Source organism: Faecalibacillus sp. (assembly GCF_047023275.1).
Taxonomy (GTDB): domain Bacteria; phylum Bacillota_I; class Bacilli_A; order Erysipelotrichales; family Coprobacillaceae; genus Faecalibacillus.
Window position 1 is genome coordinate 1 of record NZ_JBKYAR010000050.1, and the last position, 10,101, is coordinate 10,101.

A 10,101-nucleotide genomic window follows, 5' to 3' on the forward strand; every position below is an offset into this window, starting at 1 on the left:
GCGGCGAAGATAGTACGTTGTGCGAAAATAGCTCGTTGCCAGTTCTTTTTTTTTATTATAAATAAGGGGTGAGTTGATGAAAAATAGAAACAAAATATTATTGGTTTTATTTACAGTTCTTACTTTTTTTAATGCTTTATTATTGTTATCAAATATTTGGATTTATAATAATTTTGGAAGTGTTAAAATCCAAGAGATATTATTCACTTTATTATCTCCTACAAGTGGAACAGATACATCTGTAATATATTCATATATCATAAAAGTATTATTATTATCGATTTTTATATGCATTATTTTTATAGTCCTTATTTTTTATTTAAGAAAAAAAACGTCCATTAAGTTTTTTAAATATACAAAATACATAGGCTCATTCTTTATTGTGACATCTTTACTTTTGAGTCTCTTTTATACAAATAATAGATATGAAATTTTATCGTATTATACGCATCAGTCTCAAAAGACCACAATTTATAATAAAAAGAAAGTACATAAAAAGAAAAATACGGAATATATAGGGGATAGCACAATTATTTATCAAAATCCTCAAGATATTAAGATTTCTGGAGATAATACTCATAATCTTATTTACATCTACTTAGAATCATTTGAGAATTCTTTTTTAGATAAATCAAATGGTGGTATAAAAGATTATAATTGTTTCCCTGAATTAACAGAGTTAGCTAAACAAAATATTAATTTTTCAAACACTGATCAACTCGGTGGTGCATTACCGTTTACTGGTACAACATGGACAATTGCGTCAATGACATCTCAACTCACTGGATTACCATTAAAAGTTGAAGTTGCTAATGATATGGATAAACAAAATCAATTTATGCCAGGTGCTAAAACATTTGGTGATGTTTTAAATGAGAATGGATACGTACAGGAACTTATGATTGGCTCTCAAAAAGAATTTGCTGGAACAGATAAACTTTTTTTACAACATGGCTTTGATAAAATTTGTGATCTTAATTCTTTAAAAGAGAAATACACATTCAAAAGTAATGAACTTAATGAATGGGGATTAAATGATTATAAGTTATTTGAATTAGCTAAAGATGAAATTTCACAACTTGCGCAAACTGGTAAATTCAATTTTACCATGGCGACTATAGATTGTCATATGCCAAAAGGCTTTTTATGTAAATATTGTCCAAATACATATCAAACGCGTTATGAAAATATATATGCTTGCCAATCTCAATTGGTTAATCAGTTCATTGATTGGTGTAAAACACAATCGTGGTATGAAAATACAACAATTGTTCTTGTTGGAGATCATCCAACAATGGCACAACAATATACAAATGATATTCCTGCTTCTTATCAAAGAACTACATATAATTGTTTTATTAATTCTAAGGCAACCACGGATCATATAAAAAATAGACAATTCACACATATGGATATGTATCCTACAACCTTAGCAGCAATGGGATTTAATATAGAGGGGAATAAATTAGGTTTAGGTACAAATTTATTTTCTAAACTACCAACAATTATTGAAAAATATGGTCAAAACTATATTAATGAAGAAGTACAAAAAAGTAGTGAATACTTAGATAAAAATATCTATCAATTTAATTAAAAATGGATCTCATATTGAGATCCATTATTTTTATTCTTCAACTCTTCCTTTATCTACATACATATTTTGGAAATAGTTTTTATATTCACCAGAAATGATGTTTTCCCACCATTCTTTATTATTTAAATACCAATCAATTGTTTGAGGAATTCCTGTATCGAATGTATATTTTGGTTTCCATCCTAATTCAGTTTCTAATTTAGTAGGATCAATAGCATATCTCATATCATGACCTTTTCTATCAGAAACAAATTTAATTAATGATTCAGGTTTACCTAAAGCTTTTAAGATTGTTTTAACAACTTCTAAGTTAGTTCTTTCATTATGTCCACCAACATTATAAACTTCACCAACACGACCTTTTCTAATGATTAAGTCGATTGCTACACAGTGATCATAAACATGTAACCAGTCACGTACGTTTTCTCCAGTACCATAAACAGGTAATTCTTCATCATTTAATGCTCTAGAAATAATTAATGGAATTAATTTTTCTGGGAAATGATATGGCCCATAGTTATTTGAACATCTTGAAATAGTTACTGGTAATCCAAATGTTCTATGATAAGCTAATACAAATAAATCTGCAGAAGCCTTAGAAGAACTATATGGACTAGATGTGTGTAATGGAGTTTCTTCTGTAAAGAATAAATCAGGTCTATCTAATGGTAAATCACCATAAACTTCATCAGTAGAAACTTGATGATATCTTTTAATACCAAATTCATTACATGCATCTAATAAAGTAGTTGTTCCCATAACATTTGTTTTAACAAAGATTTCAGGATCTTCAATACTTCTATCTACATGTGATTCGGCAGCAAAGTTAACAACAACATCAAATTTTTCTTTTTTGAATAAATCAAAGATAAATTCTCTATCAGCAATATCACCTTTAACAAATTTATAATTTGGTTTACCTTCAACTGGTTTACAAGTTTCTAAGTTACCAGCATAAGTTAATTTATCTAAGTTAACAATCATATCTTCTGGATATTTATTAACCATATAATGTACAAAGTTTCCACCAATGAAACCTGCACCACCTGTTACTAAAATTTTCATTTATTTATCTCCTTCATATACAAATTGATTATTTGAATTTTCTAAAGTTGGTCCTGTTTGATCTTTTTCACTTAAAACAGGTTCAATACCATTTAATAATGATCCCCAATCAACATTAGCTGTTGGATCATCATAACGCATACCACCTTCAGATTCTTTATTATACACATTATCTACTTTATATCTAAATTCAACATCATCTGTTAAAGTTAAGAATCCATGGGCAAATCCTTGTGGAATAAAGAATTGGCGATGATTTTCAGCGCTTAATTCAACAGAAACCCATTCACCAAATGTTGGACTTCCTTTTCTAATATCTACTGCAACATCAATAACTTTTCCTTTAGTACAAGATACTAATTTAGATTGTGCATAAGGTGGGTTTTGCCAATGTAAACCACGTAAAGTTCCTTTTTGTGCACTAAAAGACATGTTGTCTTGTACAAAATCAACAGTAATACCTAATTTTTCATATTTAGGTTTTGAATAAGTTTCTGTAAAGTATCCACGGTGATCTCCAAAAACATCTGTTTCTACAATTAAAACACCTGGAATTTTTGTTTCAATAACTTTCATCTTTTTTACTTCCTTTTTATTGATCTATAAATTTTCCATCCATTACATCTTTTAAATACTTACCATATTGATTCTTTTTATAAAGTTCATAAGCAGTATTTAATTCATCTTTAGAAATCCATCCATTGTTATAAGCGATTTCTTCAAGACATGCAATTTTTCTGTTTTGATGAGTTTCTACAGTTTTTACAAAGTTAGTTGCATCTACTAAACTTTCATGAGTTCCAGTATCTAACCATGTAAATCCTTGACCTAATAATTCAACATCTAAATTACCTTTTTCAAGATAAATTTTATTTAAATCAGTAATTTCTAATTCACCACGAGCAGATGGTTTAATTTGTTTAGCATATTCTACAACATGTTTATCATAGAAATATAAACCAGTGACAGCATAATTTGATTTAGGTTGAGCAGGTTTTTCTTCTAAAGAAATAGCCTTACCATTTTCGTCAAATTCTACAACTCCAAATCTTTCAGGATCATCTACATAGTATCCAAAAACAGTTGCTCCGTCTTCTTTACTAGCAGCTCTTCTTAAACGTTTTGATAAACCATGTCCATGGAAGATATTATCTCCTAAAATCATAGCACATGCTTCACCATCAATAAATTCTTCACCTAAAATAAAGGCTTGAGCTAATCCATCTGGAGATGGTTGAACCTTATATTGAAGTGAAATACCAAATTGATGCCCATCACCTAATAATTCTTTAAAACGAGGAGTATCATCAGGAGTAGAGATAATTAAAATATCTTTAATACCTGCATTCATTAAAATACTCAAAGGATAATAAATCATAGGTTTGTCATAAATTGGTAATAATTGTTTACTTGTTACTTGTGTTAGAGGATAAAGTCTTGTTCCAGATCCTCCAGCTAATACGATACCTTTCATAGAAGTACCTCCTTTTACTTTACTATTAAAGAATAAACCATGACGTTACGTAAGTGTCAATAGTAAAAAGAAAAATTATGCTTATAATCAACAAAAAAATAATCACACACAAAGTATGATTATTTTTGACATATAAATAAACCACAATCTTTTGTAACTTTTATGCCATGATTTTCCTTAATTAAATTTTCAATATAAACCTGAAATTCTTTTAATCTATGACCAAGGAATTCTCTTTGATTTCCATGACAACTCATAATATAATCAATTAATGCTTTAGCATCATCTACAATCAAGTAATCATTATATCTTTTTAATTCAATATGTTTAAAATATGGTTCTAAAAGCTTTTTACCATTTTCTAGACCAAACTTATTTACAAGATTTTGTTTTGAAAGTTGAATACGTGAATCGAATTGATGAACAATTTGGGTGATTTCTATCATATGATTTTTACCATACGTTGTACAATAAAAAACACCATAATCTTTAAGAACTCTCGCAATTTCCTCTAAACCTAAATTTAAATCATATAAATAAAATAAAACATGATTTGCGATGACTGTATCAAAAAAATCACTTTTAAAAGGAATACTATGACAATCTAAAACCAAATAATTATAATCATTTCCAAGTAGTTTTTTTGCATCTTCAACCATTCCATGGCTACAATCAGATAAAAATATTTCTCTATTTCTTAAATTATAATGATTATTTTCCCATAATTTACCATTTCCACATCCTATTTCTAATAGGCGATTTACTTTAGAAAAATCAATTTGATTGAAAAGCCAAGGAAACCAACCTTCCTTATTTATTGAATAGTGTTCATGTAAATAAATACGAGAAGATAAATTTTGACTATTTAAGTACTGTTGAATAATCATCTCATCATTATTTGTAAGATTAATAAGTTCAATAATCTTTTCCCAAGAAATATCATCATGATTTAAAATCTTTTCTGTATTTTTAATTGTGTTTTTTAAATTATTTAGATGATTAATTTTTTGATCAATTAATGATGTTTGTAGTTTTAAAGATTCTTGAAAACTTTTTTTATCATTATCTATAATAAGAGGATAAATTTCTTCTAAAGAAAAGCCTAATTCTTTTAAAGCAAGAATCTTTTGTAAAGTAATCAAATCATGTTTACAGTATTGACGATAACCATTTTCTAAAACATGAGAAGGCTTTAATAAGCCAATTTTATCATAATATCTAATTGTTCTTAATGTGACACCTGCAATTTTAGCAAACTGTCCAGTTGTATAATATTTTTCCATAGAAATATTATAAAATAGAAAATAAAAAGATGATAGTTTTTATCATCTTTTTATTTGTTTTTTAATGCATTTGGTTTTTTTGGCTCATATAAAATCCACCAAGATGGTGGAAGTTCTAAAACAGATGCAAAATTAACCATTAAATCAAATAATCCTTTAAACATCATTTTCACCTCTTTTTAATATCAATAAAACTATATTAATTAGTAAAGAAATCAAGTAAGTAATAAGCAGCGATGAATCAATCAAAAGATATAAAACAATCATTTCAAAACAATGCAAGCTTTTGTTCTTTTCATAAGATAAAATGTAATTGGCTATTATTAATATAAAACATATTATATTTAAAAAAGGGATATTTGTGACACATTTAATAAAATATGTCGCAAAAAGAATAAGAATGTTTGAAAAGACAAAACATTGTAGAAATGATGAACAATGAAAACTTTTATAGGATAACCTTAAAGGTATAAAAAATAAAATGAATCCAATAAATTCATACGTTGTATGAAAAAATATTGATAAAATATAAGCCGTAAAAATTGTAGAAACATTACATAATAAACCTTCCATACCATAAATAGCGAGTTCTATTTTATCAAAATCATTTTTATATTCTTGTGGTACGATTTTCATTGTAAGATACTTAGCTAATTGATTCATAAAATTCTCCTTTCTTGATTTCAACTTTATTTTAGCTAATAAAATAAAATTTGATAGCATTAGGGAAAATTAAAGAAATAGTGGGAAAATTTGCTATTGCAGTATTGCTTAAAATATATATAATGCTATTTGACATAGTAGTAACTTATAATATTAATTTATATCTTTTATGGAGGATAAAGTAATGTTAGGAGAAAGATTACAGTATTTAAGATTAGAAAAAGAGATGACACAAAAAGAGTTATCAAAGGTATTTAAAGTATCATTAAAAACAATTCAATTTTATGAGCAAAATAGAACAATTCCAGATATTTATTTAGTAGCTGAAATGGCTAAGTTTTTCAATGTTTCGTGTGATTATATTTTGGGGCTTGTTGATACACCTATTCCATTAGATGAAAGAGAAGCTGAGGCTAAAGACCATACGTATATGCCAAAAGAATTTATGAAAAATAAAGAAACAAGGAATGCATATAGAACACTAGTTGAATATGTAAAAATGGTTCATGAGAGGAAATAATGTATAAAGTAGCAATTTTAGATGATGAAAAAGATTTTTTAGAAGAGATTAAAGAATGTTTACAAGAATATGAGATGTTTGAAGTTTCATATTTTCAAGATGCTAAATCATTGATTAAAGAGATTGATCATTTTGATGTTGTTTATATTGATTATGAAATGGAAAATATAACTGCTTTTGAATTTTTTAAAGAAACACAATTAAGTAAATATATTAGAATTATTATTACTAAATATGATCATATTGTTTATAAAAGCATAGATTATGATATTTTTGATTTTATTAGAAAGAAAAAATTGAAAGAAGATATTCATAATAAAATGAAAAGATTATTAAAAAAACTTGAAGCTGATCATGATAGAATTATTGTAGAAAGTGGAAATCAAATAATTGCTATTTATTATGATGATATCCAATATATTCATACAGATAAAAATTACATCATTATTCATGGAAAAGAAGAATATAGAATACGTTCTACATTTAAAGAAATGCTTAAAAAAATAAAAAAGAATAACTTTATTACTATTTCATATGGGATACTTGTGAATATGAGATATATTCAATATATCAACTTAAAAGAAATGAGAGTTGTTTTAGAAAATGAAATCCAACTTCCTTTAAGTTATAAATATAAAAATAGTGTAAAAGAAGCCTATCAGGAGTATAAAATACAATGAAATTATTGCTAGATGTTATCTATGCATTATTAGAAAATACAATTTATGTTATGTATTTAGATTTGTTTTTTAAAGATAAAAGGCAAATAAGATATAACAAGATATTTTTTATAATAATGATGAGCTTACTTTCCTTAATAATGAATAAGTATATCGTTATTAACTATAGTGGAGTTATTTTATTAATTGTAAGTTTTATATATGTACAACATTTTTATCATGGAGATATTTATAATAAATTGATCAAGATTGTTTTTATTAATATAAATATGTTACTTATTAATGGATTATGTATGTTTTTATTAAATCAACAATCCCTACAATATGTCATGTATGCTTATGATGGCTATTTAGGATATTTGATTACATTTATTTCTAAGGGAATATGGCTTATTGAATATTTTTATTTAAAAAAGTATTTGAAAAAAGAATTTCAATTGAATAAACATATTTGGTTTTTTGTGATGTCAACACTGATAACTATTATTTTTCTCGATATTTATTCTTTTAATGAATATTTATTGAATCAAATGAGACTATCATCGATTATCTATTTGTATATTGTTTCATTGATGGTAATTATATTAATTTATATTTTATGTTTAGAGATGACACAATATTATCAGAATTTAATGAATCAAAAAATTCATGAGCAAGCATTACAGTATGAAGAAACACTTGTGGAAATTGCTAATCAAAAAAGTAAAAAATATAACAAAATTATTCATGATTATAAAAAGCTTGTTAAAGATTTAAAAGAAAATCAGGAAATTGAACTTCAAGATATATCATTAGAAATACCGACAGAGGTTATTCACACAAACAACATTGTGTTAAATTATGTTTTTAATCGGTATACAGAAATCATGAAGGAACATCAGATTGATTTTTATGGAACTTATTCTGATCAAATTTATCAAGGTGTTTCTTCTTATGACTTAGCCACTATTTTAAAATTTTTATTGGATAATGCGATTGTTCTTAGTCAAAAAACAACACATAAAGCAATTCATTATACGATAGAAAGTCAAAGATATTATACAATTATTAAGATTAGATGCTTGATTGAAAATGGGATTGTCGTTGATCATCAATTTAAGAAGAATGAATATTTGATAGAAGAAATATGTAGAAAATATAATGGGAAAAAATTGTCAAAAATAGAAGATAATCAGTATATGTTTGGATGTTATTTAGAAAATAGTGGCGATTTGCTATAAAATGTTGATTGTGCTATGATAAACGAGAATTAATCAACATATGGAGGATGATTATGAAACAGAATAAATTTATGCGATTTATGACATCTAGAGCACTTATTTTAACCTTGCAAATTGTTGCGTCTGGTGTCCTTTTATATTTTGTATATTTAACAAAATTATTACCTGTTAAATATTTTGCAGTTTTAACTGCTATCTTAGCAGTTTTGGTTTTATTATTTTGGATTATTATTCAAACTGGAAAGAAAAAAGTTGCTGAAGGCGTAACAAGCAAAAGAACAATTATTTCTAAAGTATTAAGCTTAATTGTTTCTATTGTTTTAGTAATTGGAAGTACTTTTGCTGCAAGAGGAAATACTTTCTTGAGTAATGTACAAACAACAATTCAAAAATATGCAATCAATGTCATTGTTTTAAAAGATGGTGATTATGGGACTGCTTCTTTAGCAGATTTAAAAGGTGCTAAATTTGGTAGATCTTATGAAAAAGAAAAAGCTACTTTAAATAAAGCATTAGCCAAAATGGAAGAAACAATCGATACTCAAAAATATACAACATATGATACATACTCACAATTAGCTGATGCTTTATATAACAGAGAAGTAGACGCAATTGTTGTTGGTGCTCAATATAAATCAATGTTAGAGTTAAACCATGAAGGTTTTGATGAAGAAACTAGAATTGTTAAAACATATGAATTTGATAAAAAAGCTAAGTCAGTAACAACAGCAGTAACAGATGTTACTGAAAAACCATTTAATGTATATGTAACTGGAATTGATACATATGGTTTTGTATCAACAGTTTCAAGAAGTGATGTTAACTTAATTGTAACAGTTAATCCTAAAACTAAACAAATTTTAATGACAAGTATTCCACGTGACTGTGAAATTGAACTTCATAAAAATGGTAAAATGGATAAATTAACACACACAGGTATTTATGGTGTTGAAGAAACTATTTCTACAATTGAAGATTTCTTAGACTTAGATGTAAACTACTATGCTAGAACAAACTTTAGTGGTATCACAAATATTATTGATGCATTAGGTGGGGTAACTGTTGATTCTGATTATGAGTTTACAACAAGACATGGAAATTATCATATTGTAAAAGGTGAAAATGAATTAGATGGTGATAAGGGATTATGTTTTGTTAGAGAAAGATATAATTTACCAAATGGAGATTATGATCGAGGACGTAACCAACAAAAATTATTAAAAGCAATGTTAAACAAAGCAATGTCACCAAAAATCATCACAAATTTCCAAAGAATTTTAACAGCAATTGAAGGATGCTTTGAAACAAATATGTCATCAGATGAAATTAAATCATTAATTAATATGCAATTAGATGATAATGCTGAATGGAGTGTTTTCAATGTGCAACTTGATGGTAAGGGATATAAAACAGATCAAACATATTCAATGCATGGTTCAAGTATTTATGTAATGAAGCCATATCCAACATACGTGAAGAAGATTACAAAACTAATAGATCGTGTTGAAAACGGAGATAAATTAACTAAAAAAGACGTAAAAGGATTAGATGGAGAAAAGTAAGACAGAATAGAATGGATTTAAGACGATCCATTCTTTTTTT

Annotated in this window: 11 protein-coding genes; 5 read left to right on the forward strand and 6 right to left on the reverse strand. The window is 26.4% G+C overall.

The features are described from left to right. Window positions 1-76 precede the first annotated feature (76 nt). Window positions 77-1,594, forward strand: a complete 1,518-nt coding sequence (locus tag ACLVEP_RS12255) for a sulfatase-like hydrolase/transferase (protein ID WP_412585175.1) — start codon at window positions 77-79, stop codon at window positions 1,592-1,594. A 30-nt stretch (window positions 1,595-1,624) separates the two neighbouring features. On the opposite strand, the gene rfbB is transcribed toward ACLVEP_RS12255, so the two are convergent. From rfbB to ACLVEP_RS12285, 6 genes are all read right to left on the reverse strand, one after another. Beyond that, window positions 1,625-2,659, reverse strand: coding sequence for a dTDP-glucose 4,6-dehydratase (gene rfbB / locus ACLVEP_RS12260; RefSeq protein WP_022001319.1), 1,035 nt, complete (start codon window positions 2,657-2,659; stop codon window positions 1,625-1,627). Next, entirely contained in the window at window positions 2,660-3,235 is a 576-nt protein-coding gene (rfbC, locus tag ACLVEP_RS12265) for a dTDP-4-dehydrorhamnose 3,5-epimerase (protein WP_022001318.1), read from the reverse strand. Between the two features lie 16 nt (window positions 3,236-3,251). Then, on the reverse strand, window positions 3,252-4,133 hold the full coding sequence (gene rfbA, locus ACLVEP_RS12270) for a glucose-1-phosphate thymidylyltransferase RfbA (RefSeq protein WP_318000483.1): 882 nt from the start codon (window positions 4,131-4,133) through the stop codon (window positions 3,252-3,254). Between the two features lie 119 nt (window positions 4,134-4,252). Continuing rightward, window positions 4,253-5,416, reverse strand: coding sequence for a MerR family transcriptional regulator (locus tag ACLVEP_RS12275; protein ID WP_412585177.1), 1,164 nt, complete (start codon window positions 5,414-5,416; stop codon window positions 4,253-4,255). A 50-nt stretch (window positions 5,417-5,466) separates the two neighbouring features. Further along, entirely contained in the window at window positions 5,467-5,580 is a 114-nt protein-coding gene (locus ACLVEP_RS12280; RefSeq protein WP_318000481.1) for an AgrD family cyclic lactone autoinducer peptide, read from the reverse strand. Continuing rightward, complete coding sequence (locus ACLVEP_RS12285) at window positions 5,573-6,079, reverse strand: accessory gene regulator B family protein (protein ID WP_412585179.1); 507 nt, start codon at window positions 6,077-6,079, stop codon at window positions 5,573-5,575. The genes ACLVEP_RS12280 and ACLVEP_RS12285 overlap by 8 nt, the downstream gene beginning before the upstream one ends. Window positions 6,080-6,263: 184 nt before the next feature. Here ACLVEP_RS12285 and ACLVEP_RS12290 point away from each other — a divergent pair, with 184 nt between their 5' ends. The 4 genes from ACLVEP_RS12290 to ACLVEP_RS12305 are packed head-to-tail and all read left to right on the forward strand — an operon-like array spanning window position 6,264 to window position 10,061. Further along, window positions 6,264-6,599 carry a helix-turn-helix domain-containing protein gene (locus ACLVEP_RS12290; protein ID WP_412585181.1) on the forward strand — a complete coding sequence of 112 codons (336 nt, stop codon included), beginning with the start codon at window positions 6,264-6,266 and terminating at the stop codon, window positions 6,597-6,599. After that, window positions 6,599-7,279, forward strand: coding sequence for a LytR/AlgR family response regulator transcription factor (locus ACLVEP_RS12295; protein ID WP_318000478.1), 681 nt, complete (start codon window positions 6,599-6,601; stop codon window positions 7,277-7,279). The genes ACLVEP_RS12290 and ACLVEP_RS12295 overlap by 1 nt, the downstream gene beginning before the upstream one ends. Next, window positions 7,276-8,499: a hypothetical protein gene (locus ACLVEP_RS12300; RefSeq protein WP_412585183.1), complete on the forward strand. Its 1,224-nt coding sequence runs from the start codon at window positions 7,276-7,278 to the stop codon at window positions 8,497-8,499. The genes ACLVEP_RS12295 and ACLVEP_RS12300 overlap by 4 nt, the downstream gene beginning before the upstream one ends. 53 nt (window positions 8,500-8,552) lie before the next feature. Then, on the forward strand, window positions 8,553-10,061 hold the full coding sequence (locus ACLVEP_RS12305) for an LCP family protein (RefSeq protein WP_412585185.1): 1,509 nt from the start codon (window positions 8,553-8,555) through the stop codon (window positions 10,059-10,061). Window positions 10,062-10,101 lie beyond the last annotated feature (40 nt).